The 25304-nt window shown below is 39.2% G+C and carries 25 protein-coding genes and 1 pseudogene; 18 read left to right on the top strand and 8 right to left on the bottom strand.

Annotation, left to right across the window (positions count from 1 at the left end; genetic code table 11):
• Positions 1-127: 127 nt before the first annotated feature.
• A pseudogene (locus NSQ83_RS10565) lies at positions 128-1105 on the bottom strand (LD-carboxypeptidase).
• 63 nt (positions 1106-1168) lie between these two features.
• Positions 1169-1666: an N-acetyltransferase gene (locus tag NSQ83_RS10560; protein WP_014477061.1), complete on the bottom strand. Its 498-nt coding sequence runs from the start codon at positions 1664-1666 to the stop codon at positions 1169-1171.
• A gap of 170 nt (positions 1667-1836) precedes the next feature.
• Between NSQ83_RS10560 and NSQ83_RS10555 the strand changes: the two genes are divergently transcribed.
• Complete coding sequence (locus NSQ83_RS10555) at positions 1837-2619, top strand: VLRF1 family aeRF1-type release factor (protein WP_122895472.1); 783 nt, start codon at positions 1837-1839, stop codon at positions 2617-2619.
• A 136-nt stretch (positions 2620-2755) separates the two neighbouring features.
• Positions 2756-3292 (top strand): DUF420 domain-containing protein, encoded by a 537-nt coding sequence (locus tag NSQ83_RS10550; protein ID WP_003231280.1) that lies wholly within the window; start codon positions 2756-2758, stop codon positions 3290-3292.
• 89 nt (positions 3293-3381) lie between these two features.
• Here NSQ83_RS10550 and NSQ83_RS10545 read toward each other — a convergent pair whose 3' ends face one another.
• On the bottom strand, positions 3382-4059 hold the full coding sequence (locus tag NSQ83_RS10545) for a lysozyme family protein (protein WP_003231283.1): 678 nt from the start codon (positions 4057-4059) through the stop codon (positions 3382-3384).
• A 193-nt stretch (positions 4060-4252) separates the two neighbouring features.
• Here NSQ83_RS10545 and czrA point away from each other — a divergent pair, with 193 nt between their 5' ends.
• Positions 4253-4576, top strand: coding sequence for a Zn(II)-responsive metalloregulatory transcriptional repressor CzrA (gene czrA / locus NSQ83_RS10540; protein ID WP_003231284.1), 324 nt, complete (start codon positions 4253-4255; stop codon positions 4574-4576).
• Between the two features lie 26 nt (positions 4577-4602).
• On the opposite strand, the gene csk22 is transcribed toward czrA, so the two are convergent.
• Positions 4603-5148, bottom strand: coding sequence for a mother cell-specific sporulation protein Csk22 (csk22, locus tag NSQ83_RS10535; RefSeq protein WP_080529424.1), 546 nt, complete (start codon positions 5146-5148; stop codon positions 4603-4605).
• Between the two features lie 205 nt (positions 5149-5353).
• On the opposite strand from csk22, the gene NSQ83_RS10530 reads away from it, so the two are divergent.
• The 7 genes from NSQ83_RS10530 to csaA all read left to right on the top strand — a co-directional run bounded on the left by NSQ83_RS10530 (position 5354) and on the right by csaA (position 10147).
• Positions 5354-6295 carry a YafY family protein gene (locus NSQ83_RS10530; protein WP_029318046.1) on the top strand — a complete coding sequence of 314 codons (942 nt, stop codon included), beginning with the start codon at positions 5354-5356 and terminating at the stop codon, positions 6293-6295.
• A 53-nt stretch (positions 6296-6348) separates the two neighbouring features.
• Entirely contained in the window at positions 6349-6831 is a 483-nt protein-coding gene (locus NSQ83_RS10525) for a GyrI-like domain-containing protein (protein WP_014480008.1), read from the top strand.
• Positions 6832-6906: 75 nt separating this feature from the next.
• A complete protein-coding gene (locus NSQ83_RS10520) occupies positions 6907-7608 on the top strand; it encodes an MBL fold metallo-hydrolase (protein WP_017697554.1) in 702 nt (233 codons plus the stop codon).
• Positions 7609-7613: 5 nt separating this feature from the next.
• The gene (locus NSQ83_RS10515; protein ID WP_160245195.1) at positions 7614-8189 is read left to right on the top strand and encodes a TetR/AcrR family transcriptional regulator; all 576 of its coding nucleotides are present in this window, start codon (positions 7614-7616) and stop codon (positions 8187-8189) included.
• 77 nt (positions 8190-8266) lie between these two features.
• Complete coding sequence (locus NSQ83_RS10510) at positions 8267-9010, top strand: GNAT family N-acetyltransferase (protein WP_204551332.1); 744 nt, start codon at positions 8267-8269, stop codon at positions 9008-9010.
• A 14-nt stretch (positions 9011-9024) separates the two neighbouring features.
• On the top strand, positions 9025-9750 hold the full coding sequence (locus tag NSQ83_RS10505) for a helix-turn-helix domain-containing protein (RefSeq protein WP_072592544.1): 726 nt from the start codon (positions 9025-9027) through the stop codon (positions 9748-9750).
• 64 nt (positions 9751-9814) lie between these two features.
• Complete coding sequence (gene csaA, locus NSQ83_RS10500; RefSeq protein ID WP_014480003.1) at positions 9815-10147, top strand: chaperone CsaA; 333 nt, start codon at positions 9815-9817, stop codon at positions 10145-10147.
• Positions 10148-10396: 249 nt separating this feature from the next.
• Here the strand turns inward: csaA and NSQ83_RS10495 are convergent, their stop codons facing one another.
• Positions 10397-11833 (bottom strand): flavin monoamine oxidase family protein, encoded by a 1437-nt coding sequence (locus NSQ83_RS10495; RefSeq protein WP_204551331.1) that lies wholly within the window; start codon positions 11831-11833, stop codon positions 10397-10399.
• 127 nt (positions 11834-11960) lie between these two features.
• Here NSQ83_RS10495 and NSQ83_RS10490 point away from each other — a divergent pair, with 127 nt between their 5' ends.
• The 3 genes from NSQ83_RS10490 to yobK all read left to right on the top strand — a co-directional run bounded on the left by NSQ83_RS10490 (position 11961) and on the right by yobK (position 14889).
• Positions 11961-12518 (top strand): SMI1/KNR4 family protein, encoded by a 558-nt coding sequence (locus tag NSQ83_RS10490; protein WP_198878682.1) that lies wholly within the window; start codon positions 11961-11963, stop codon positions 12516-12518.
• Between the two features lie 100 nt (positions 12519-12618).
• The gene (gene yobL / locus NSQ83_RS10485; protein WP_198878683.1) at positions 12619-14421 is read left to right on the top strand and encodes an LXG family T7SS effector ribonuclease toxin YobL; all 1803 of its coding nucleotides are present in this window, start codon (positions 12619-12621) and stop codon (positions 14419-14421) included.
• A gap of 9 nt (positions 14422-14430) precedes the next feature.
• Positions 14431-14889 (top strand): type VII secretion system immunity protein YobK, encoded by a 459-nt coding sequence (gene yobK / locus NSQ83_RS10480; protein WP_198878684.1) that lies wholly within the window; start codon positions 14431-14433, stop codon positions 14887-14889.
• Between the two features lie 282 nt (positions 14890-15171).
• Here yobK and NSQ83_RS10475 read toward each other — a convergent pair whose 3' ends face one another.
• From NSQ83_RS10475 to NSQ83_RS10465, 3 genes are all read right to left on the bottom strand, one after another.
• On the bottom strand, positions 15172-15246 hold the full coding sequence (locus NSQ83_RS10475; protein ID WP_256683490.1) for a putative holin-like toxin: 75 nt from the start codon (positions 15244-15246) through the stop codon (positions 15172-15174).
• A 570-nt stretch (positions 15247-15816) separates the two neighbouring features.
• A complete protein-coding gene (locus NSQ83_RS10470; RefSeq protein WP_038429107.1) occupies positions 15817-16785 on the bottom strand; it encodes an ROK family protein in 969 nt (322 codons plus the stop codon).
• A 14-nt stretch (positions 16786-16799) separates the two neighbouring features.
• Positions 16800-19040 (bottom strand): alpha-galactosidase, encoded by a 2241-nt coding sequence (locus NSQ83_RS10465; RefSeq protein ID WP_048655130.1) that lies wholly within the window; start codon positions 19038-19040, stop codon positions 16800-16802.
• 537 nt (positions 19041-19577) lie between these two features.
• On the opposite strand from NSQ83_RS10465, the gene NSQ83_RS10460 reads away from it, so the two are divergent.
• From NSQ83_RS10460 to NSQ83_RS10440, 5 genes are all read left to right on the top strand, one after another.
• The gene (locus NSQ83_RS10460) at positions 19578-20462 is read left to right on the top strand and encodes a sugar ABC transporter permease (protein WP_038429104.1); all 885 of its coding nucleotides are present in this window, start codon (positions 19578-19580) and stop codon (positions 20460-20462) included.
• Between the two features lie 19 nt (positions 20463-20481).
• On the top strand, positions 20482-21363 hold the full coding sequence (locus NSQ83_RS10455) for a carbohydrate ABC transporter permease (protein WP_326256824.1): 882 nt from the start codon (positions 20482-20484) through the stop codon (positions 21361-21363).
• Positions 21364-21456: 93 nt separating this feature from the next.
• Positions 21457-22725, top strand: coding sequence for a sugar ABC transporter substrate-binding protein (locus NSQ83_RS10450; RefSeq protein ID WP_038429103.1), 1269 nt, complete (start codon positions 21457-21459; stop codon positions 22723-22725).
• 53 nt (positions 22726-22778) lie between these two features.
• Positions 22779-23396, top strand: a complete 618-nt coding sequence (locus tag NSQ83_RS10445) for a hypothetical protein (RefSeq protein ID WP_198878685.1) — start codon at positions 22779-22781, stop codon at positions 23394-23396.
• A gap of 300 nt (positions 23397-23696) precedes the next feature.
• On the top strand, positions 23697-25061 hold the full coding sequence (locus NSQ83_RS10440; RefSeq protein ID WP_015251931.1) for a glycoside hydrolase family 1 protein: 1365 nt from the start codon (positions 23697-23699) through the stop codon (positions 25059-25061).
• Positions 25062-25304: the final 243 nt, after the last annotated feature.

The raw sequence follows: 25304 nt of genomic DNA, 5'->3' as shown, positions 1-25304 counted from the left end.
TATACGCTAATGAGAGAAGTCTTTTGTAGTAGCACACATCATGCCTCCTATATGACATTTGTCATGTCTCGTGCGGCATGCATAACCGATTGCGCTAAAAAAGCTTGTAAAAAAATTTACAAGCTGATTAATGTTTATCAATCCATATTCGTGATGTACCCGAAATAGCTTCAATCCTGCATGTTCCTCCTATAGGGAACGTGGCAATTGGCGAGGTATGTCCGGCATTTATATTTGCGATGATCGGGATGCCGGATAATTCTTTTTTTGTTTCGATCATGGCTTTTACAAGATCCATTGATACGTTTGATGCTTTCTGAAATCTGCCGATCAAAATCGCCTTTACATGTGAAAAAGCGGGGAGGTGGATGAGTGATTGCAGATCGCGGTCAAACATATGGATGTCTGACATATAATCATCTTCAATCAATAAAATAGTATGTTCTGTTTCGGGAAAATACTCCGTTCCCTGCAGCAAATTAAGCGTGCATAAGTTTCCGCCAATTAAAGTGCCTTCCGCATAACCTTCTTAGATTACAACAGGGCCGTTATTAGGATAAAAACGCCTGTTTTCTTGATCCAAAAACCAGCGGTCATCGCTCCACTCACTTGAAGGAAGAATTTCAAACGGGTCGTCCGAAGCGCAGCAAGAAAGAAAATACTCTTGTGTATAATCAAGCCCTTTTTTCATTGCAAATGTTGAGAAGTGGGGGCCTGAATACGTAACAAGACCCGTTTTTCGATAAATTGCGTTGCAAAGAGCGGTTATATCGGAATAGCCGCACAGAATTTTTGGATGCCGTTTGATTTTCTCGTAATCAAGATAACGCAGCAGCTGATTTGAATTAAACCCTCCGAGTGTCGTTAAAATCGCTTTGACGCCTGGATCAAAAAAGGCAGCGTGCAGATCATGGACTCTTGACTCGATAGAGGATGAATCAAATTCATTACATTCATTTGCGTGTTCAGCGATGGTTACCCGATAACCTAAGCGTTCTAACGCCGTTTTTGCTCGGATTTTTGCTTCATTTGATAATATAGACATGCTGGTCGCGGGAGACACGATCCGGATTTCGTCTCCCTTTTTCAGTTTTGAGGCGTACATAGAACCCTCCATCAATGGTTTTTTACCATTACAGCATATCTTGGCTCTTTCTTCCAGACTTTTCTACAAATCAACCCACTTAATGCTGCCGGATTGGGTATCATGATCGATACATACTTTGAATTGATGTTTTTCATAAAAGTGAATCAGCCGGTCTACATGATTCCAATCCCGTTTGGCGATGTCTCCTGTGACTTTCGGTATATTGTGGTCTCTTGCTATATCTTTTAAATATTTCATGCAAATGGAACCAAACCCGTGATTCGGAGGGCCTTTTATATCGCCTATATGAATGGCATCGTCCTTGTAAGACGCTACAAGTGAAAAACAGCCTTTTCCTCGGTAAGCCGTTTTACAATCAGTTAGCATAATTTTGCATGTTTGGCCATCATCAATCGAGGAAACAATCATCCACTCATCATGTTTCGATTGATCAATACCAAGCACTTTGGCATCTTTAGATAAATCCTTCATATTCTCCTGCATGCGATAAATTTGAAATTCTAAATCATTTAGTTCTTCTTCAAGCTCTTGACGATTTTTTTCTTTAATAGTAAACAAGATCAAACTCCTTTCAAAAAACAGCTTAGAAACACAGTTACCAATTGTATTAGAAGAGAGGCGTATTGTAAACAACAATTCCATTATTACTAGAAATTAGCGGAAAGTCAGGTTTGATCGTTTTTAAGAGAGGAAAAAGAAAACTAACCTGTGAAAAAGGAGGAATCGGAATGGCGATTGATTCATTGATTAACAAATTACAGTATGTCCAATTGGAATCGCCGGATAAAATTCTCTCTCTGTATCTCAATACAGACATGAGAGATCCAGAGCAGCAGGGGGGAGAATGGAAGATTGCCCTAAAGTCAGGATTCAGCCGATTAAAAGAGTATTTGGCAGCTAGTGATCCAGAGGAGGAAAAGTGTCTGGATGGAATCAGGGCTAAAATGAATCAATACTTGAATGCAATGGGAAAAGACATGCCCCGCAGTCTCGTGTTTTTTGTTTCCGACAGCGGCATATGGGAACCTATTAAGCTTCAAGTCCCTGTAGATACAAGATTTTACTGGGAAGAAACAGCTGTCCTGGATCAGCTGAAGGGTTTGCGCCAGGCATACCCAAGTACGGCGTTTATTTTAACTCAGCAGCATGAAGTGAAAATTATTGAAACCGTTTTAGGAAAAATTGAGGCGGTGGAGCGTTATGAGTATGATATGATCAATGAGTCTTGGAAGAATAGCCATTCCGCTGTAGACAAAGCGCCACCATTTGAAGAGAACCGGATGAGGAAACATGTAACAGAGAACCAATCGAGACTGTATAAGCGGCTGGCTGCCAGCCTTGATCAAAAAGCTGCCGTGAAAAGATGGGAACGAATGGTTATTGCCGGGGATAAAGAAACGGCCGATATCTTGGATCAGCATATGAATAAACCCATTCATTCGAAAATTCAAAAGAACCTGCTGAATGAAAATGAACATAAGGTCATTGAACATTTGATAAAAGAGGCGTAAACCTAACAGGCCGGGGCTAATAGCCTCCGGCCTTTGAAGTGTGTCTAATTTCTGACGAAGCAATCGAAACCGTTGACATCTTCTTTGAATTTGCATACGATTTGGATAGCCAGTACAAATTAGGAGAGGTCACCAAATGAACCAAACAGAAAATAAACCGAAAAATTACACGGGGATTGTCCTTACGCTGACAGTTCTGATTAACGGTTTAATCGCAGTGCTGTTTTTTATGCCTAAATTAGATCAGTTCAGCCATGCGAATATTCACATTTTGCCAATGCTGAATGCGATATTCAACAGCTTTACGTTTATCTTCTTATTGGCCGCGCTGATTATGATTAAACAGAAAAATATCAAAGCTCACAAACGCTTTATTTTGGCCGCATTCACAACAACATTACTATTTTTGATTTGCTATGTGACGTACCACTCGATTGCGGAAAACACGCTCTATGGCGGAGAAGGTATTATGCGCCCGATTTATTTCTTTATTTTAATTACACATATCTGCCTTTCTGCAATTATTGTGCCGCTTGCGCTGTTTACGCTAATCAGAGGCTTCAGCATGCAGGTGGAGCGCCATAAAAAAATTGCGAGATGGACAATGCCTCTATGGCTGTATGTAAGCCTTACAGGCGTTATTGTATATTTGATGATTTCACCGTATTATTAAAAGCCATACTCAGTATGGCTTTTTTTACGTGTAAACATGGCAAAAGCCCAAATTCATTTTTGGGCTTTTGTCAGTAAATTGATAGACTCTTATTCATGAGCCTTGGATTCCATGGTTTCAAGTGTTGCAACCTGCAAAGATTCTTCAACAGTTTTTGTTTTTTCTTTTACTTTTTCTGCATACGTATAATCACCGTAGCAATACGGATAGCGGAAATTTTTCGCATTTCCCCCGCAAGTATACAGATCAGGATTTTTTTTGACTTGCTGCTCGGAGTATTGTTTTGCCAATTCCTCAGTATGCGTTCCTCCATGTTCAGCTACAAAATCAATGTAACCTGCCCCCATGTTGTAGCTTTGAATAATGGTATCCAAATCCACGCCTTTTTCCTTACCGGTCTTGTACATGAGGGTAAATTGCTTGATGCCTTGTTTAACACTGAGTTGAGGGTCTGTTATCTCATTGCGTTTTAACCCCAGAGATTCAGAGGACTGCATGGGATCATTGCCTTTTCCTTTTGACTCCTGATACATCATGCCTAATATGAGTGATGTATAATTAGAGAGTCCTTGGCTTTCAAGCTCTTCTTCCACCAAGGGTTTGTAATCGGTTAAACGTTCCAAAACAATCGTTTTCGTATCGATCGGAAGTTTTTTGATTAAATCCCGGTTGAAAAAAAGCAGGACCAATAAAAAAGAGGCGATGACAAAGACAAAAATCATCATAAAACCCGCAGCAGCGAAACAGCCTTTTCTCTTTTTCTTCACTGTGTTTCACCCTCAATGTTTGGAGCAGTATGACCTTTTTTATTATGACATAAGACGGTATATCAGACCAAGTAAAAACCTGATTTGAAACATAAATTTAAACTATGAGATTGAAATGGAATACAAGCAGGCTGGTTTGCACTCAAGCGCATTTGTTATAAGATAAAACTATGAATAAAGAAAGGTGATACATATGACTGAATTTAGAGAAACGGAACAATCGGCTGCTGATCTGGACGAGGAGACGCTGTTTCTAGTCGCGCAAACATTCAAAGCGCTTTCTGATCCAACCCGAATCAGGATTCTCCATTTATTGTCCCAGGGTGAGCATGCTGTAAACGGAATTGCAGAAAAGCTGAATTTACTGCAATCCACCGTGTCCCACCAGCTTAGATTTTTGAAAAATCTTCGGCTTGTCAAATCGCGCAGAGAAGGAACATCGATTTATTACTCTCCGGAGGATGAACATGTTTTAGATGTTCTTCAGCAAATGATCCATCATACACAGCATGATTGAAAAAGACATCCTTGCTTAACTCGCTGTTAGCGGGCAAGGATGTCTTTTTCTTTATTGTATTCGTGCTGTTCGAGTTCGTTTCTGCTGAGCTTGATGACAAAAGAAGAAAAACCGATATAATAAACGGCTATCAGAAAACAGACGCCAATTGTCAGAGGGTCCGTTCCGATTGACTGACTGTATGATCCAAGGCGGTTTAGATCAGGTGAGGTAAGATAAAGCTCCGTCACTCGATACAGAAATCTTGATAGAAATAAAGTTAAGAGAATCACCTCTACCCAAATATGAGTCCGAAAATAGATCTTTCCTCTGCGTTTTTCAAAGGAGATGTTTTTCTTAGCGAAAAAGACAAGGAGCCATCCGCCAAGAATGCCCAAAATGAGATATCCATATAAAAAAGGGTGAATGGCGCTGAAGATTGAAAGGCCAAAAGCAAACAGCGAGAAAAGAATGATACGGGTGAACAGCCAGCGGGGCTTCAGCGGCTGGTATCCGATGGACCTTTTAATTTTTTTATACAGAAAAAAGATGATGATCATGGCAGGATAAACGCTCTGAAGTGTAAGATGCATGATGTGAAATCCCCTCCGTTGAGAAGTGTATGCTTATCCGGTCGGAAATAGTAGCTGAAATAAATACTGAACACAAAAAAGAAGGGGAAACCCCTGTTTTCATAGCATATGCGAGGTGTATTCCGCCGCATAATAGATATGCCCAAGCTTTATCAAAATGTTATGATTGTTTTGTTGGAAAATACAAGAAGAAAAGGTGCGCAGAATGAAACTGGAACGTTTGTTAGCGATGGTTGTGTTATTGATCAGCAAAAAACAAGTGCAGGCTGCAGAGCTTGCTGAGCTGTTTGAAGTATCTGTCAGAACAATTTACCGTGATATTGAGACGATCAATAGGGCTGGTATTCCGATTGTGACCTCACAGGGTTCCGGGGGCGGAATTGGCATCATGGAAACGTATCGGCTTGAAAGAGAGTGGCTGAAGGAGGAGGAATTGTTTGCAATTGCTTCCGCTTTGCAAAGCGTTTCATCTATGTATGAACCCGTTTCTCACAGCACAGCCTATCAAAAAATCAAACACCTTATACCTGAGCAATCTACTCAAGCATTTAAGCACCAAACAGAAAAATGGTTTATTGACATGACGGCTTGGGGCCATACTGAGGATCAAAAGACGCTGCGCGAGAAAATCAGCGCTGCCATCGATCGGTTGTCAACGATATCTTTTACATATACAAGCGCAAGCGGGGAAACACTACTTCGGGAAACTGAACCTTATACATTGGTTTGCAAGGCGGGGCACTGGTATTTATATGCCTACTGCCTGGTAAGAAATGATTTTCGCTTTTTTAAACTGAACCGGATGAAAGATCTGGCTATCTTACATCAGACATTTATCAGAAAAGACATTCAGCTGGACACTTTGCCATGGGATAAGAGTTGGTACCAAAAGGACCGTTTAACTGAATTGGTTATTCTTGTTCAGCCGTCAGCACGTCAGCGCATAGGTGAATGGTTCGGATATGATGTCCTTCACTGTTGTGAGGAAGATGAAATCTGCCGGGCAGTGATTTCACTTCCAGAAGATCCATGGCTGATCGGTTTTTTGCTCCAGTTCGGAAAGGATATTGAGGTTCTGCAGCCTCTTCATATACGGGATAAAGTAAAAGAAACCATTCATCACATGCAAAAAATATATGAAACCTGACACACTGCTGTCAGGTTTCTTTGTCTATAATCTTAAAAAAAGGAGGAGATCGTATGGGCTTTTCACATATAACACACTTAGACCGGAAACGATTTGCCGGACTGTCACAACGGACAAGCAACGCACTGGAAATGACGGAAGAAAGGAGGATTCCGGCACTGTGGGACCAATTCTGGAAGCAGGATATGAGCGCTCTTTTATCACAGGCTGAAAAAGACAAAAGCATTATTGCCTTATATTCGAATTATGAACAAGAGACGAATGGGTTTTATACGTTTTCAGTCGGAACGTTTCAGGAATACGACGACATTCTTCCGGGACCATATGAAAACATTGATTTGCCGGCTTCCGCTTACGCCGTTTTCACTTCCAGAATCGGTCCTATTGAAGAGATTGTGCTTGAAACGTGGAAGGAAATTTGGACTTGGGATAAGCGGCATCTGCGCACGTTTACAGGTGATTTTGAGATGTATGATCAAAGTGCCGCAGTGCCACAGCGAGCACAAGTTAACATTTATGTAGCGATAAAAAAATAATAAACTCTTGAAAAACTAATGGTGTTAGTTAATAATAAAACTAACGCCATTAGTTTTGTTAGGAGGAATAAAAAGATGAGAATGACTCAGTACCAAACGGTTTGGCAGCTGACTTTTTTTCCAGCATTGTTTCCGGTTAATTGCTATTTAGTAGAGGAAGAAAACGAAGTCACCCTTATTGATGCCGCACTGCCAGGCAGCTATAAAGGGATTATTCAAGCTGTGAATCAGCTTGGAAAACCGCTTCAGCATATTTTACTGACTCATGCACATGGGGACCATGTCGGATCACTGGATACATTGGCACAAACATTTCCGCATGCAAAGGTCATGATCTCGGAACGGGATTCATTCTTGCTCCAAGGTGACACATCCTTGCGGCAAGATGAGCCGCAGACGCCTATAAAAGGAGGTATTCCGAAACACATACAAACAAAGCCTCACCAACTGCTGACGGGCGGTGAAACAATTGGTTCTCTGCTTGCCATTCCAACACCGGGCCATACACCGGGCAGCATGTCATTTCTTGATACAAGAAACGGCACTTTAATAGCAGGAGATGCGTTTCAGTTGCGCGGAGGAATCGCTGTATCAGGCCAGATAAAATGGACGTTTCCTTTTCCCGCTTTCGCCACATGGAATAAGGAGGAGGCCATCAAAAGTGCACAATTGCTCGCAGATAAGGCGCCTTCCTGTCTCGCTGTCGGACATGGAAAATTCCTGCGATCACCTTCAGAGCGGATGAGACAGGCGATCCAAAAAGCAAAGAAAGGATGATGAGCATGTCACCGAGAATAGGTTTGACCCAAAAAATGATTGTAGACGCTGCAGCAGAGATTGCCGATCAGGAAGGGGTAAATGGTGTCTCACTTGCCGCACTTTCTAAAAAAATGAATGTTCGCCCCCCGTCATTGTATAACCATATCAACGGGCTGCAAGCGATCAAAGCAGAACTTGCTGTCAGAGGACTGACAAAGCTTTTTGATCAAATGGCGGACTCCGTAACCGAACGAAAGGGAGATTCCGCTATGCTTTCTTTAGCTCATGCATATGTTGATTTTGCAATTGAAAATCCCGGATATTATGAAGCGGCTCTGCTTAAGGTTCAGGACAAACGGACGGAAATCGTCTCTGACCAAATTGTCTGTCTTGTGACGAAGCTGCTCATTGAAAACGGCTATGCAAGTGAAAAGACTGCCATTCATGCGACAAGGGGGCTCAGAAGCCTGCTGCATGGCTTTACTGCTTTAATCGCAAAAGAAGCATTTGAACGTGAGGAGGACATTTTAGAAAGCCTGTCATTTTCAATTAGGACATTTTTGTCAGGATTATTAATAAACAATAAAAATATTATGTAAACAAATAAATGGATGTCTTATATTTCTGAATATTGTATAATATCAAGGGAGTATACATAGGGGAGAGGCATTATGCAATGGAAGACATTCACAAGATTGAACGATTAGCGGCAGCTTCATGGCCGGCTTATTTTCAAAAAAGCATAGGGCAATGGCTTCTCAGAGCGAATTTTGGCGTAACCAAAAGGGCAAATAGCGTATGGACGTCTGCGGATATGCCTGAAGGGGATTTTCAGCTAGAGGCCGAACTTTTTTATCAAAATTTAGGCTTACCTGTTTGTTTTCATATTAGCAACGCATCACCGAAAGGGCTTGATGACGCATTGGCAGACAGCCGTTATGAAAAGGTAGACGAGTGCTTCCAGATGACAGCGTTGTGCCGGTCAATTATGAGCCGAACAAATGACAACAGCCGAATTACATACAAGTGGGAACAAGAGCCATCATCTGTTTGGATAGATGAATTTATTCAATTAGAAGGGTTTTCACCCGAGCGTCACAAAGGTTACAAACACATTTTCGAACGCATGCCGCCGTGTAAAACTTTTTTCAAGATGTATGACAAAGAAAGCCTGACAGCGCTTGGCACGGTTTCTGTCATTGATGGTTATGGCGGACTTAGTAATATCGTTGTAGCTGAGGAGCACAGAGGAAAAGGGGCAGGAACCCAAGTGATCAGGGTATTGACTGAATGGGCAAAAAACAACGGAGCGGAACGCATGTTTTTACAAGTGATGAAAGAAAATCTGGCGGCAGTTTCTTTATATGAAAAAATCGGCTTTTCGCCTATATCGGAACACCATTACCGGATTAAAAGCTGACCAAAGGAAGGGGGTTGCTGATGGATTCGCTTCAAGAGATGATTTGCGAAAAACGGACATACACACGCCTTTATCATTCACATAAGCACGCGTACAGCCAATTTCTTTTTCCGCTTGAAGGGAGTATTGATCTTGAGACTGAAGAGCGCCAGGTGAAATTAAAGCCAGATCATTTTTTATATATTCCTCCGGAGTGTGAGCATCGTTTCCGTTCTATCGGAAGAAATGAATGTCTTGTACTGGATGTTCCGCTTCATGCAATGAAAATTGATGAGTATCGTGCAGGATCGGGAATTGAAGCTGCACTCGATCCTTTCTGGTCTTCGATCAGGTACTTGCTGACAGAGGAAGCAAAGGCCGGAACAGCCAACTCGCTTCATATGCTAGTACAATACATAAAAGAAAAGCTTCAATCCCATAGCTATGCCTCAATTGCATACATTCACAGCCATTTATTTGAGCGGCTGACAATTAAGAAGCTGGCAGAAATCGAGCATTATCACCCAGCTTACTATTCAAGCTGGTTCAAAAAACAGACAGGGAAGTCCCCGCAGAACTATATTGCCGACCTTCGCCTTGAGGAAGCAAAACGAATGCTGATGGAGAGAAATGAAACCCTTACCGTCGTGAGCGAGGCGCTGGGCTTTCAAAACCTTTCTTCTTTTACAAGATGGTTCACGAAAAGCACAGGAATGCCGCCCCGCCTGTATCGAAACACCTTATATTCGGATAAAAAATGATGGCTCTTTAGTTAAAAGAATATTGTATATCTCCTTTACAATAGGAGAAAAAGGAGTTATTGATATGGCAGTTATTGAAGACTTTGAGAAATTGGATATCAGAACGGGAACAATTGTAAAAGCGGAAGAATTTCCTGAAGCAAGAGTACCGGCAATCAAGCTTGTGATAGATTTTGGGACTGAAATCGGCATAAAACAATCGAGCGCACAAATCACGAAGCGTTACAAGCCGGAAGGTCTCATCAACAAGCAAGTCATAGCAGTCGTGAACTTTCCGCCCCGCCGGATCGCCGGATTTAAATCGGAAGTCTTGGTCCTCGGCGGCATACCCGGCCAGGGCGACGTCGTCCTTTTGCAGCCGGATCAGCCTGTCCCAAACGGCACAAAAATCGGATAACGCAAAAAAAGACGTTTGCCTAAGGCAAACGTCTTTTGCGTATTGAGGCGATGCACCACACGCCACATTCGTGTGTGCCGTAAAGGCATGTACATCGGCTTACACAATTCAGCTCATCGCTATATGAATATAGCATGGAGGGCGAAGGATTGCAAGGATTACTTTGTTTTTGTGATTGAATTTGTCCGTCTAATCAAGATCTTATTATATGAAATGTAATAATTTTTTAGTACAGAAGGTGAGCATGATCTAAGGTAAGCGATTGACCTCATAAGCAACACGTATTCCAGATTCAATCGCGCCTTGCATCCACGCATGAGTGAGTGAGGCGTGTTCTCCGGCGAAATGAACTCTGCCCTCAGGGACAGGAATATAGGGATACAGCTCTAATTCTTGTCCTGGTTCGAAAGCTGTAAAACCTCCCGCAGAATACGGGTACTGGCTCCAGCTAAAAGAAGTGCCAGACACAAATTCAGACCATACAATATCACCATAGATTTCAGATAAATTCAGTAAAGTATACTGGATTCGCTCTCCTTCTGAAAGACTGTCCCATATTAGTGCCTCATCGGCCCATGTATAGCTGGCCAGAATGACAGCATGTCCATTTGCTCCAATATTTCTGCTTGGATAATATGAAAAACGAATCGGAAGATCAGTAATAGATTTGCCGCCGCGCTGACCGGCTTTTTCCCAAAATCGGCTTTTAAACTCTATGCCGATTTTTGTTGCACTGATATAGTTTAGCTCACGGATGGCCCTCCGTTTATAGTAAGAGAATGAATGGTATGGTTCGACTTTTACAAATCGCAATGTTGAAAAAGGAATGGTTACAATAGCGAGATCTGCTGTGAACGATGCAAATTCTGCCGTTTGTTGATGCTGACAATGGATCGTAACACGATTTTCACCCTGAGACATTTTCATCATTTTTTGATGGTATAGAATGTTTGTTTTTAATTGAGGAAGAAACGCGTGAGGCAGCAGATCCATACCGCCAGTTATCTCATAGAAGTGAGCGGGCGATGAAAAAAAGATAGATTCCCGCAATACTTCAACAAGGGACATCCCCATATACGCTTCCATATCCAAAAGTACACCGATCATATCGATCGCGCCATATGAAAAATACGTGTTTAAAAAAGAGCTTAACGAATAATTTTTGTATTGTTCTTCGACAATCCGCCAATTTCTCGCTGGATTTTGATTGATAAAATTTAGAATAGGCTGCAGTAAAGAAAGCAACAGCTCTTCAGACGTTTTCCCTTGTTCATTTGGTGCAACTGGATATCTCAATATTTCAGGAGCTCGTTCAAAAACTTGGAGACGTGTTTTGATTCCATTTGCATAAATGATGTCCATCGGGGTTCTGTTGATAAATACATTTGTTGGCAATTTGAATTTTTTGATATATTCTAAGGTTAACGAATGGTTATTCGGTATGCGCATCGGACCAGCGTTGAAATACAAATCATCACTAAAGGGAGATCTCAAAGTGCAGACACGGCCGCCCGCTCTGCCGCTCGCTTCGAGAATTGTTACTCTGTGACCGGCATTTTTCAGCAATGATGCTGATACAAGCCCGGACAATCCAGCTCCTATAACAAGAATGTGCTTTGGATGCTGCGATGCGCTAAGGCCATTTCTAATGATCTTTACCATGTCATCATTCATTAGAGAATTCAATTTTTGGAGGCACCTCTTTTTAGAATTTATTGCATTATATTCACTGAAAAGAGCACCTATCACGATCTGTTCACATCTTTTGGAATTTGAAAGGTTATTGTTAAAAGGAAATAAAGGGGTGATGTATGTGACTAACTTTGTTCATAAGACGGTAAATGGCTTGAAAAGTCTTTTAGATGAAAAAGGAGCCATTCAATTGTTTTGTTCTGAAGGAGATATCATGGAGTTCCTTGTTATATTTTCACAGGACAAAGCAACCCTTAACGACATTCAAAGTTTTGAAGCTAAACATCAGATTACCCTTCCAGAGGATTATCAGAAGTTCATGACACTACATAACGGTGCGAAAATTTTTGAAATTCTTTCTGATGGGGAGAATATAGGTGGAGGACTTTATTTATTTAGCCTTGAAGAGATTGAAGAAGAATTAAAATATGAGGATTTGTTTGAAGATATCAATGGTATTCCAATTGGCTACTTATTGGAAGAATGCCATTTAATGATTGATAAAGATAAAGTGAACCTAGGTGATCCCAACTATCTCTATATATTTGAAAGTGGTTTAGAATATAATCCATTAAACGTAAACTTTGAAATATTTTTAGACCGGTATATATTGGCCAATGGGGAACCTTTTTGGGATTGGCGCTACTATACCGCAGAAAATTATTATAGAACAAGATAGTGTGTGATGTATAAGACAGTCATTTTGGCTGTCTTTTTCTGTTATTCAAATAGATTACTGTGGTAAAATTTACATAGAGTAGTCTAGGAAGGAGAATGATATGAAGGTATTTGAGGCTGATTCATTACTCTTTGAGGCCGATAAAAGAACCAAAGAGTATAAGGAACTAAGGTCGCAAATGGTGAAGCTAAGAAAAGCTTTTCAAAACGTAGCTAACCTAGATGACAGTGAATTTTCAGGCAAGGGTGCTGACAACATTAAAGCATTTTATCATGATCATGTCGGTGTTACTGATCAATGGATTGATTTAATTGACATGAAGATTGCTTTCTTAAGCAGCATGTCTGCAAAACTTGAAGATGCTAAGATGTCTGATGCTTACATAGAAGAATCCTTTTTAGAACACGAGTTGGCTAACGCCTATACAAAATCAAAATCCATTATGTCTGAACAGAAAAAAGCAATGAAAGACATATTAAACGACATCAATGATATTCTTCCCCTTGAAATATTTTCAACAGAAAACTTCAAAGACAAACTTTCTTCTGCAGATGACAAACGTGAAAAAACAATCGATAAGCTAAACAAGCTTGATGAGGATTTAAAAACAGAATACGCTGAAACAGAGCCTAACGAACAGTTCATCCAGCAAGATTTTAAAAAGCTGCAGGAATCAACAGGCAAAGGGAAGAACGCCACTCCGATTCACTATAACGCCAAAGCGTATAGAGAAAGTGACATACATAAGAAAAAAGGCGACATAGAGAAGCATTCTGAAGCTTACTTAAGCGTGAAGAAAGAAGAAGCAAAGGAACGTGAAATCAAGGAATTAAAGAAAAAACTTAATTACGGTGTCTCTGACACTGATGAATATTTAGAGATTGCTAAGAAAGCAGGGTACGAGAATCTGGAGCCCGCTCAAGTACAGCTTGCAGTGCAAATTGAACAAGCAAAGCAGCTAGAAGGAGCAGGAGAAATCACCTGGGACATCGTAAAAGGTGTCGGAGTAGGCTTATATAATGTTGGCAAAGACACTGTAACTGGCATATGGGATTTCATCACCGATCCGGGAGAAACACTCTCAGCACTGGGGAATGCAGTTATTCATCCAGTGAAAACTTACGATGCCATTTCAGCAGCAATAGAAGAGTCATATCAAAAGGATATGGTGAATGGAGATGCCTATTCTAGATCAAGATGGGTTACCTATGCTATTGGTTCAGTGGCTGTAGCTGTTGTTGGTACAAAAGGTGCAGGAGCCATTAACAAAGCAGATGCAGCGGGGAAGGTCATAAACAAAGCAAGTCAGGCAGGGAAGAAAATTAAGGACGTCAAGATTCCAGATTTGCTGCCTTATAATCCTAAGTACGACTTTGCTCTAGCCGATAACGTGCCGTACAATGTGGTTGATAGCCAAAGCCTTAAGAATGAACTTTTGACTAATGCGAAGAAAATACCGGATGGAACAAGAAAACCGTTTACTGGCCAAAAGATAAGCCCCCCTTGGCTAAATAAAGAAAAGTATGATGCATATGAAATAGAGGGGAAGGTAAAGGCGAAGGGGAAAGTTAAAGATGTAAGCCGTAGAGTGTATACTATGAAAGATATTGATATTAATCAAAAAACAGAATTCGGTGTTACAAATCTTCAGCTAATGAAAAACGGGAATGCCCCTTATGCAAAAGACGGTACACAGATTAATTTACATCACTTGATTCAAGAAGAACCTGGCCCAATGCTTGAAATCCCGAACAGCTTACATACAAAATATAGTGATGTCATTCATCAGCTTAAGTCTGATGGGGAAAGTTTTAGAAATGATAAGGTTTTAAAAGCACAATACGAGAGCTTTAGAAAGAGATATTGGAAATGGAGAGCGAAACAATTTGAAAATGAGAATTGAGGTGTTTATATGATTTATTCGAAGGTTGAGAACTTTATTAATGAAAATAAACAAAATGCTATATTTACAGAAGGTGCAAGTCATGAAAACATTGGTCGCATTGAAGAAAACCTCCAATGCGATCTCCCCAACAGTTATAAATGGTTTTTAGAAAAATACGGTGCTGGTGGTTTATTCGGCGTTTTGGTTTTAGGCTACAACTTTGATCATGCATCAGTTGTAAATAGAACTAATGAATATAAAGAACACTATGGCCTTACTGATGGACTTGTGGTTATTGAAGATGTTGATTACTTTGCTTACTGTCTAGATACAAATAAAATGAAAGACGGAGAATGCCCTGTAGTTGAATGGGATAGGGTAGTTGGTTATCAAGATACTGTTGCAGAAAGCTTTATTGAATTTTTTTATAATAAGATTCAGGAAGCGAAAGATGATTGGGAAGAGGATGAAGACTGGAACGATTAAGTAAAAATATTACAATTGCTCAATAGATACACTTGAGTTGCACATCCTCAATCTAAATAAAATAATGGTTTTATCCATAAAGCAATTGTATTCAAATAACATTTCTATATGGTTATAATTAGGATAAGGATTATGCTTTTTAAGGTATAAAAAATGCATAAAATAAAAAGACTAGGGTGCTATCAACACCCCGTCTCTGTACTAAAGCTACCCACTAAAGGGCTTGCTCGATGTGATTTCTTGGTAGACCTATCCCTTCAGGTTCTTAGGCTCAAGGGAGGTCTATTTTTTATTTATATATGTCAACAGAGCAATTACAAATGACCCGAATGCAAGCATTAGCATTAATGCCTGGATGTTGACATAGCCTCACCCTCTTTCATAGGGGATGAGCAAGACTCCCTTGAGTGAGAAAATTAATGTACAGGAAAAAATATACTATACATAAATGTTCTTGTCGTTATAATTCCATAATAAATTACCAATGTGAAATGGACGTGCTTTAATGCAAGTTCTTCTTTATTTCAAATCCTAAAAAACTCATCCAACAGTATAAAAATAAGCCAAAAAATCAGCTTTTAATAAAATCAGAGATTTTGGCCATTAAAATTGGACAAGGAATCTTTTTTATAAATCCTTAATATTAATTATATTTTAATAAATAATTTGGTCCTTGAGTTGCTTAAAATATTCATCTGCTGCTTCTTTTGATTCAAGAAGTTCCATACTTAATAACACATTCACCTCGTTCTACACCTTCAAAATATGACGTCTCGTGACCTGATTCTTGAGCAAATTTTTTTCTGACTGGGTAATATTAGGGATGGTTTGTAAGGAATATAAAGATTTAAAAGAATAGTTTTTATCCCAATTGTCTTGGGGGACAGCCATTGGCTTGTAACTAATTTCGTAAAAGAAGCTCTGCATTTATGCAGGACTTCTGTCGTAAGTTTCATGGTCAGTATCAGGCATTGTTCTTTTCCAGTCTATATCTCGACACTGAAAGTAATGGAATAAAGCACCGAGAAGATTAGCATCATTTCCAAATTTGCATGCTTCTATTATTGGACGTACTTTTGCACCCTGCAATGAATTCATTATGATATCAATTTTTTTATTTATTTGTTTGATAAGATTTTCATTGCTGCTGACTGCGCCGCCAATAATAATTTTCTCCGGATCATAAACATACTGGAGGTTGAAAATACCCTTAGCTAAAGATAAATGAAAATCATCGATGGCTTTCATGCACTCCCGATCACCTGCTTCAGCTGCTGCAAATACTTGTTTTCCATCTAAATTCGATACATCGATTCCTTTAATTTCTGCAACCCGACGAACGAGAGCACCTATTGCAGCTAATTCACTCCATGTCCGGAAAGAAATATTGTTTATATCATCAACAGTATCCAAGATCATATTGCCGAATTCTCCGCTGTGCAAGTTAGCTCCTTTATGAACTTTTCGGTCTATTACAACTGCACCGCCGATTCCAGAACCGATTACTACAAATAAAACATCATTGTTACCTACAGCTGTACCTTTCCAAACCTCACATAAAGCCGCACAGTTTGCATCATTTTCGATTTCAACTGGCAAACCGCTTTTGTTTTGAATTATTTCTTTTATATTAGGGCCGTGTATACAAGGAAGGGCACTGGTTCCCCCTATAATGCCGGTGTCGCTATTAACTCCCCCAGGACTGCTGAGAGCAATCCCGGAAATCTGGTACTTATCTTGATTTTTTCTCGTTACTTGTAACAATTCAGAGATGAACTTTTCAAAATCAAGGGGTGAAGAAGGAAATGAACCCCTGGTAAGAAAATCACCATTTTCATTAATAACAGCATATTTAATCGCACTGCCGCCTATATCAAAAACCATGTAATTATTCATAGGTATCCCCCTTTTTACAACGCAGTTTCTACTTCCTTCAGTACAAATATCTCGGAAGAGAAGTCACCTGGCAACTCCCTTTGCCAATATTCATAAGCGCGGTCTGTGTAGTCCTCAGCTAAAATAATTCCTATATTCATTAATTCATCACCGTAATGATTGCTGCCCCGCTCTTTAATATGATAAAGTTTCTCAGGGTTTAGGCCTTTTAATTTAATACGGTAGTATTTATCGTTTGGTTTTGCGAGGATCTTATAATATCCCACGATTGCTTCTCTTTGATCTTCTGATACAATCATCCAAGACACTTCGTTGGATTCAAAAGGGTTTTGCAGCCGGTAAAACTGTCCGTTACGAATTAGATTGCGTTTTTCTTTAAAGAAGGAAACCTGTTCTTTCACTTTTCTTTTTTCTTCATCATTTAGTTTTGTTACATCAAGTTCGTAACCAAATGTGCCGAAATAGGCAACATTTGCCCGAGATTCAATCGGTGTGGTCCTGCCGACCTGATGGTTCGGAACAGCCGAAACGTGGCTTCCTATAGAATTTAGTGGATAAACCATAGAAGTCCCATATTGAATTTTTAATCGTTCAACTGCATCTGTGTCATCACTGGCCCAAGCTTGGGGAGCATAATATAGCATCCCCGGATCAAAACGAGCTCCTCCTCCTGCACAAGATTCAAACAAAATTTGTGGATGTTTTTGGATTAAACGCTCGTAAAGACTATAGACTCCTAGAATATACCGATGATAAACCTCCCCTTGTTGATCTGCAGCCAGGCTCATTGAATAAGCTTCTGTAATATACCGGTTCATATCCCATTTGATGTAGCTTATTTTTGTACCCGTGATAATCTCATCCATGAGCGAGAAGATATGATCGACCACTTCTTCTCTTGTAAAATCCAAAATAAACTGGTTGCGGCCATGTGAAGGCGAGCGGCCAGGAGTGGCGATAATCCAATTCGGATGTTCATTTAATAGCTTTGTACCTTTGCATACCATCTCTGGCTCAAACCACAAGCCGAATTTTAACCCTAATACATCTATTTTTTCAGATAAGCCTTTAATGCCAGTTGGCAATTTTTCTTTGTTTGTGAACCAGTCCCCAAGTGAACTTGTATCATCATGTCTTTCTCCAAACCAGCCATCATCCAAAACGAATAACTCAATTCCTAAGTCCTTGGCCGCCTTGGCAATTGTTAAGATTTTTTCTTCATTGAAATTAAAATACGTGGCTTCCCAGTTGTTAATTAAGATAGGGCGGTCTTTATCACGCCAATTTCCCCTAACCAACCTTGTACGGTAAAGCTCATGAAATGTTTGACTCATTCCGTTTAATCCTTGGTCAGAAAACACCATAACACATTCAGGGGTTTGGAAGGATTCTTTTGAATTTAATTTCCACTTAAAACAGAAAGGGTTAATTCCCATCATTACCCGGGTTACACTATATGCGTCTACTTCAACCTGGGCTAAAAAGTTACCGCTGTATACCAGGCTGAATCCATATACATCACCGGTGTGTTCAGTGGTATCCGGCCGCTTCAAAGCAAGAAAAGGATTGTGGACATGGCTGCTGGCACCTCTCGTGCTATAGACAGATTGGATTCCTTTTGATATTTTTTGCACTTCCATGTGAGCTTCACGGGCCCAAGCTCCTGCTAGATGAACCATTTCATAGTTGTCGTCTGGGAAATCAACATTCATGCTCATAGCATTATTAAGATAAAATGCTTCCTCACCGGTATTGATAAATCTAGAATTTCGGCAAATAACACTTCTATCCGCATAAATAGAATAACTTAAAATTAATTTGCTCTTTAAAGTATGATCCACTAATGTGATTTCGATGGTCTCCGCTTCACTCTCATTTTCTACATAAGTCGCAGGCAATTGATTGAGTAGGGGCTTTCCTTGAATAATTTCATAGCTTTCAAACTGAAAATTTGTAACATGGCTGCCTGCATCATTTGTTATCATATGGGCGGGATATCGATAGTCTGTAGTTCCAAAACTTGGGTATTCTTGTTTTATGTGTTCTAATGATGAAGTGTGATCGCCTTCAAACATATTGCAAGAAGGTCTTATTTCGCGCTCAATAAGATGCTTAAATGACTCCCGGTGTTTTATTTTTTTTCCATAATACAGGTGCTCTAGTTGCTTGCTTTTTTCTAACACCCTAAAAATATAACTAATATTTCGGTTGAAAAGATGAAATTCTTTCGTTTCCTCATTGACCTTAATCGGCATTACTATTCACCACTCCTTACTAATAATAAACCCTTATTTTAGAAAGCACTTACAAAATAATAGAGAAAATAAAAAGAAAGTTGCAAGCGACTTAAATTATAACAAAAATTATCAAAATAAACTATTTATTTTTTGACAATATAAACTTAAATTAAAACTAAACCGTTACTTAATAAACGAACTCATCACAAATCATGTGTCTAATCTTAGTTATTTCTTGATAGTTAGGAACAAATTAGAATTAAATCAGTATTTGTAAGCGTTTTCTGCTTTATTTTTGAAAATTTCAAAAAAAGTATAGACATTTAATTCTGGTGAATATATAATTATTTTATTAAGTTAGCGATTAATGGTTGTTTAAGTTAAGTTAATAATTAAGTTAACTGATTAGTGATTTAATTTTTTTAAAAGGGAGTGAAAAACAAAGAATTTTTTGAAAACTGATCTAAAGGGTTTGAAGGTTTTCGAGAATTCCCAGGATATTTGATAAAGTCATGTGGAGTTCCTTATTAAAAATTAGATAAGGCGGGGTGGAAAATGCATAAATCGAAAACATTTTTGTTCTACATGTTCATCTTACCTTGGTTGATTGGGTTCTTTGTTTTTACAGCGGGGCCCATGGTGTATTCGTTATATATGTCCTTTACTGACTATTCGGGTCTTGGATCAGCAAATTGGGTAGGATTTGAAAATTATCAAAAGATATTTACAGAAGATCCTTTGTTTTGGCAATCATTATGGAATACACTTTTTTATACCGTTTTTGCAGTACCGCTTGGATTGATAGTTGGTTATCTGTTAGCGGTCCTTTTAAACGCAAAAGTAAAGTTTATGGGGTTTTTTAGAACTGTATTCTATTTACCGTCTCTTGTTCCCACTGTTGCCAGCTCTTTATTATGGATCTTGATTTTTCAGCCGGATTTTGGCATTGCGAATGCGATCCTTTCATTTTTTCATCTGCCAACCTCGAATTGGTTGCTGAGTGAGGCAATGGTTAAACCTTCTTTAATAATTATGAGTCTATGGGGAGCAGGTGGAGGAATGGTTATCTACCTGGCCGGCCTTCAAAATGTGCCTGCCTCTCTCTATGAAGCTGCTGAGCTTGATGGAGCAGGGAAGTTATCGAAGTTTTGGAATATAACAATACCTATGACATCAAACGTTATTTTTTTTAATTTAATCATGGGACTCATCGGCGCTTTTCAAATTTTTACACAAGCGTATGTTGTAAGCAGTGGAAACGGTGGACCAAATTATAAATCTCTATTTTATGTTTTCTACTTGTATCAAGATGCATTCAAGTTTTTTAAGATGGGGTATGCATCCGCTCTTGCTTGGATTCTATTTCTCATCATTTTAGTTTTCACACTGATTCAATTTAAGGTATTTGGAAAAAAAGTCTACTATGAATATGACGAATAAGTGAGGGAGGGAAAGTGAAGTGGAAATCGCAAAAGTAAAAACCAAAGCAGTGAGGATAAAAAAAGAGAGCAGCATAAAAAAAAGTAAACTTTTTGAAAGAATTCTGACATACGGACTTCTTGTCAGTTTATCTATCGTTTTCATCTTTCCATTTTTATGGTTGGTTGGGACATCACTAAAGCCTGAAAATGAAGCCATTTCTTTTCCACCTAGTTTGCTGCCGAAGGTATGGGATTTTGCGAATTATATAGACGTATTCACTATCGTGGACTTTGGTCAATATTATTTAAACTCCATCATTGTTACTGTAGCAACGGTAATTGGGACGGTTTTATCCTCGACATTGGTAGCTTACGGTTTTGCACGAATTAAGGGAAAAGGACGGGATGTTTGGTTTATCTTGTTGTTGGCAACTATGATGCTCCCTCCGCAAGTCACCATGATTCCTGTATACATGATTTTTGCGAAACTTGGTTGGACAAATACTTTTTTGCCGCTAATTGTTCCTGCTTTTTTTGGTAACGCTTACTTTATTTTCTTGCTTCGACAGTTTTTTAAAACCATCCCAAAAGAGCTTGAAGAATCAGCTTATTTGGATGGGTGCAGCACTCTGGGAATCTTCTGGCGGATTGTCCTTCCGTTATCCACTCCGGCAGTCATTACTGTTGCCTTGCTGAGCTTCATGTGGACTTGGAACGATTTCTTGGGACCGTTAATTTATCTCAATGACGATTCTAAATTCACGCTAGCTTTAGGGATTCTCCAATTCAAGGGTGCATTATTGATAGAATGGGGACCAATGATGGCAGCAAGTGTGCTTATTATTCTGCCTTTGATAATCATGTTTTTTGTTGGGCAGAAGTATTTCATAGAAGGTATCGCTACTACTGGTGGAAAGTAATAGCTAGGTTTGATTAGTGAGGGTCACGCTAGATAATGACCTTTTCTGGAACCTTATCTATATTTTACTAAATAAATAGGGGGGAGTAATTCGATGTTTAAGAAGAAAGGATTAGGTGTTTTCCTTTTAACCCTTGTGCTGGCTTTATCAGCCTTTTTGTCGGGATGTTCTGGATCTGATACGTCAAGTGGGGACTCAAAGAATGGCGTGACGCTCCGTATATTAGTTTGGAATAACAATCCAGAAGGTACAAAACTGGAAAATGAAATCTTTAAAGCATTTGAGAAAGAAAATCCTGGTGTCAATGTTGAAATGGTTTATGCTCCATACGATAAGTTTAACGACAAGTTCCTAACAATGTCTGCCGGCGGTGACCAGCCAGACTTAGTTTGGATCCAACCATCTGCCTTTGGACAGTTAGTATCTAAAAATGTATTGATGGATCTATCTGATAAAGAGATCAATAAAGATGAATACTTGCCTAACATTCTTGAAATGGGTAAGGTTGATGGCAAGCAATACGCGCTGATTCGTGATGCAGCGACATTCCAGATGGGCTATAACAAAGATATGTTTGATGAAGCAGGAGTGCCATATCCTTCAGATGATTGGACTTGGGATGACTTCCTTAATGCAGCGAAGAAATTAACAAAAGTTGAAGGTGGAAAAACAGTACAGTTTGGAATTGAAAACTACTATACTGGGGAAATTTTGGTTCAAAACGGGGGATCATACATAAGTCAAGATGGCAAGACAGTGACAGTGGACTCGCCGGAAACAATTGAAGCAATCCAGTTTGGCTCCGATCTTATCAACAAATATAAAGTTCAACCAACTTCAGCTCAAGCACAGGGCATGTCTAATTTGTTCCTAACTGGAAAAGCGGGCATGAAATTAATGGGCCCATGGGACTGGGCAGATACAGAGAAAAACGTTTCCTTTGAGTGGGATGTGGCACCAATGCCAGCAGGAAAAGCCGGCAATGTATCTGCAGCTTCTTATCTGCCAATCGGTATTGGAAAAGGGACAAAACATCCTGAAGAAGCATTTGAGTTGCTGAAGTTCCTATCAACCGGTAAAGGGCAGGATATCCAGATTGATACAATTAACGCAATTCCAGTGGTAAAGCGTCATGCAGATAAAATAACTACTATGAAAAACGCGCCGGAGAATGCAGCTTCATTAGGAACGCTTCTTCAAGAAGGCAAAACTGTTATGAATGCACCGTATACACCTGATTATGCCGAGATTGCAAATAAAATCCAGCCGGTCATTGACAATATTAATTTGAAGGATCTCGATGCGGAAAAAGAATTGAAAAAAATTGCGGATCAGATTCGCAAAGAATATAACCTGAAATAATAACGAAAAGGTACTTGTTAAATCAAGTACCTTATTTCAAGAAGGTGAAACGGATGGATAAAAGTACGTATTTAGACAGCAAGGTTTTCTGGATAATGGATTTGGTCTTTAGCCTGGCTAAAACGAGTGTATTCTTTTGGGTAGCGTTGATAAAAGAGTTCTTTATATTTGGTCTTGTTGCTTCTTTCTGTACATTGGTTGAAATGATGGATGAAGTTCTTTTGGGGAACGGGGTTTCTATTAGGGAAGGACTTCGAGAGAGAAGCCAAAAATACAAAGGTTATAAAAAAATTTCATTGTTTACTTTTTGTTTTTTTATTTATACAGGGCTGTTTATCATATTTCCATTACCTGAATCCGTACCGGCAGATATAGGAGTTTTTACAAAGTTTGCGTTTGTTTATTTGTATTTATTGGGAGTGGTGCTATTCACATATGTATCGTGGAACTTGGTTAAGTTGAATTTAAGTGTAAAGAAAGCTTTATTTTATGGTTTTTATTTAATGTTTAAAAGGTTTGTACGATCTGTTTTATTATTTGCTGTATTTTTAGTCATAGTTTTATTAAGTCAGATGAATTTAATTTTTCTTATATTCATTGCTCCTTCTCTCTATGTTATGTGTGGGACTATGATATTGAGAAAAATCTACAAAAGTGAAGTTTTGAACTAAGAATACTAGATCTGACTTAGACCGTTATTTGTTTGCAGGATGCACCTAAGGTTTATCAAATGTAGCCTGCTTCCGCTTTTTATGTTCCTGCTCTATAGTGGTGCGTAATAGATGTGTTTGTGCGGAAGACTCAGCAAAAGCAGTAAAACTATTCTGGAGAGAACTCTACCAGAATGGCGGAGAGCGATAATTATAAGGTAATACAACATAAGATTTCTTTTTTCGCTTAAACATACGCCTTGAAAGAATGTTCTTGAGGTAAGCCTGCAATGTTATTTCACAATTAAGGAGTGCAAAGAAATGAATAATAAGAATATTATCCCCGAGGGTTTTTTCTGGGGAGGAGCGGTAACATCTTTTCAAACTGAAGGTGCTTGGAATGAGGGAGGGAAGGGCCCGTCTATAGTAGATGCAAGGCCGGTAAAGAATAATCATTCAAATTGGAAGGTAGCAGTGGATTTTTATCATCGCTATAAAGAGGATATTGCGCTTTTTAAAGAAATGGGATTTAATGCCTACCGCACAAGCATTTCATGGTCAAGGGTTTTTCCAGATGGAGAAGGAGAACCTAATGAAGAAGGTTTAAAGTTTTATGATGAATTATTTGATGAGATGCTGACAAACGGAATCCAGCCTGTTATCACTCTTTATCATTTTGATTTACCTTTGGCGTTGGCAGAAAAATATAACGGTTTTGCTTCCAGAAAAGTCGTAGAGTTATTTGATAAATATGCAAGGACAGTATTTAAACGATTTGGAGGAAAAGTTAAATATTGGCTTACTTTTAATGAGCAAAATCTTGTTTTAACAAACCCGCAATATTGGGGAGTTACATTGGCTGATAATGAATCAGTTGAGGCTTTAAGATATCAGGTGTGCCACAATGCTTTTATTGCACATGCTAAGGCGGTAAAAGCTCTGCATGAGTTAGTGCCAAATGGACAAATGGCAGGAATGGTAACCTACCTAACAACGTATCCAGCGACCTGTGATCCAAAAGATGCTATAGCAAATATGAAAGCAAAAGAGTTATTGACAGACTTTTATTTTGATGTATTTGTGCACGGCGAGTATCCATCTTATGTTACCAGTCATCTTGAGCAGAACAACATAATGCCGGTGTTTGAAGAGGGAGATGCTGAATTACTTAAGGATAACACAGTTGATTACTTAAGCCTCAGCTATTATCAGAGTCAAACGGTTAAGCACCTGCCGGAAACGGATGGACACATTATTTCAGGTGTATGTCCGAATCCAAAACTAGATACCAATGAGTGGGGATGGGCAATTGATCCAATTGGCTTAAGAGTGGCTTTAAAAGATATGTATGCCCGTTATCGGCTGCCTATTTTCATAACAGAGAATGGGATTGGTGTAAGAGAAGAGCTGGACGAAAACCAAACAGTGGAAGATCAGTATCGTATTGATTATCTAAGGGAACATATTGAACAAATGAAACTGGCCATGAAAGAAGGTGTAGATGTTATCGGATACCTTTCGTGGGGATCAACGGATATTTTAAGCTCTCAAGGTGAGATGAAGAAGCGTTATGGCTTTGTTTTCGTAAACAGAGATGAAACAAATTTAAGAGATTTGAATAGATATAAGAAGAAAAGCTTCGATTGGTTTAAGGGAGTAATTTCTTCAAACGGGGTTAAGTTATAAACAAATAATAGTTTTGTGCTAGATTTAAAACGTTGATAATTAATGATTTGCCATACTCCGCCTATATCCATTGTTTATTTTAAAAACAGTGAATATAGGCTTTAATTGTTCCGCTCATACTATTCGCTGCTGTTGTATTAAAATTTACGTACCAATCTGTGCACGCTCTCGGGGTGGATTTCAGTAAGCCTCATTGACAAAAGATTTTATTAGCCATAAAATTAAGTTATCGATTAACAATAA

Origin of the sequence: Bacillus sp. PS217 (assembly GCF_037963535.1) — a bacterium.
Lineage (GTDB): Bacteria > Bacillota > Bacilli > Bacillales > Bacillaceae > Bacillus > Bacillus subtilis.
This window is presented reverse-complemented; position numbering and strand designations above follow the sequence as displayed.

Bases quoted from the DNA above. Each gene is read 5' to 3' on its own strand.
- NSQ83_RS10525 (WP_014480008.1), top strand. From the start codon at position 6,349: ATGGGCTTTTCACATATAACACACTTAGACCGGAAACGATTTGCCGGA.
- NSQ83_RS10550 (WP_003231280.1), top strand. From the start codon at position 2,756: ATGAACCAAACAGAAAATAAACCGAAAAATTACACGGGGATTGTCCTT.
- NSQ83_RS10445 (WP_198878685.1), top strand. From the start codon at position 22,779: ATGGATAAAAGTACGTATTTAGACAGCAAGGTTTTCTGGATAATGGAT.
- csk22 (WP_080529424.1), bottom strand. From the start codon at position 5,148: ATGCATCTTACACTTCAGAGCGTTTATCCTGCCATGATCATCATCTTT.
- yobL (WP_198878683.1), top strand. From the start codon at position 12,619: ATGAAGGTATTTGAGGCTGATTCATTACTCTTTGAGGCCGATAAAAGA.
- csaA (WP_014480003.1), top strand. From the start codon at position 9,815: ATGGCAGTTATTGAAGACTTTGAGAAATTGGATATCAGAACGGGAACA.
- czrA (WP_003231284.1), top strand. From the start codon at position 4,253: ATGACTGAATTTAGAGAAACGGAACAATCGGCTGCTGATCTGGACGAG.
- NSQ83_RS10470 (WP_038429107.1), bottom strand. From the start codon at position 16,785: ATGAATAATTACATGGTTTTTGATATAGGCGGCAGTGCGATTAAATAT.
- NSQ83_RS10440 (WP_015251931.1), top strand. From the start codon at position 23,697: ATGAATAATAAGAATATTATCCCCGAGGGTTTTTTCTGGGGAGGAGCG.
- NSQ83_RS10520 (WP_017697554.1), top strand. From the start codon at position 6,907: ATGAGAATGACTCAGTACCAAACGGTTTGGCAGCTGACTTTTTTTCCA.
- NSQ83_RS10515 (WP_160245195.1), top strand. From the start codon at position 7,614: ATGTCACCGAGAATAGGTTTGACCCAAAAAATGATTGTAGACGCTGCA.
- NSQ83_RS10555 (WP_122895472.1), top strand. From the start codon at position 1,837: ATGGCGATTGATTCATTGATTAACAAATTACAGTATGTCCAATTGGAA.
- yobK (WP_198878684.1), top strand. From the start codon at position 14,431: ATGATTTATTCGAAGGTTGAGAACTTTATTAATGAAAATAAACAAAAT.
- NSQ83_RS10465 (WP_048655130.1), bottom strand. From the start codon at position 19,040: ATGCCGATTAAGGTCAATGAGGAAACGAAAGAATTTCATCTTTTCAAC.
- NSQ83_RS10450 (WP_038429103.1), top strand. From the start codon at position 21,457: ATGTTTAAGAAGAAAGGATTAGGTGTTTTCCTTTTAACCCTTGTGCTG.
- NSQ83_RS10460 (WP_038429104.1), top strand. From the start codon at position 19,578: ATGCATAAATCGAAAACATTTTTGTTCTACATGTTCATCTTACCTTGG.
- NSQ83_RS10530 (WP_029318046.1), top strand. From the start codon at position 5,354: ATGAAACTGGAACGTTTGTTAGCGATGGTTGTGTTATTGATCAGCAAA.
- NSQ83_RS10510 (WP_204551332.1), top strand. From the start codon at position 8,267: ATGGAAGACATTCACAAGATTGAACGATTAGCGGCAGCTTCATGGCCG.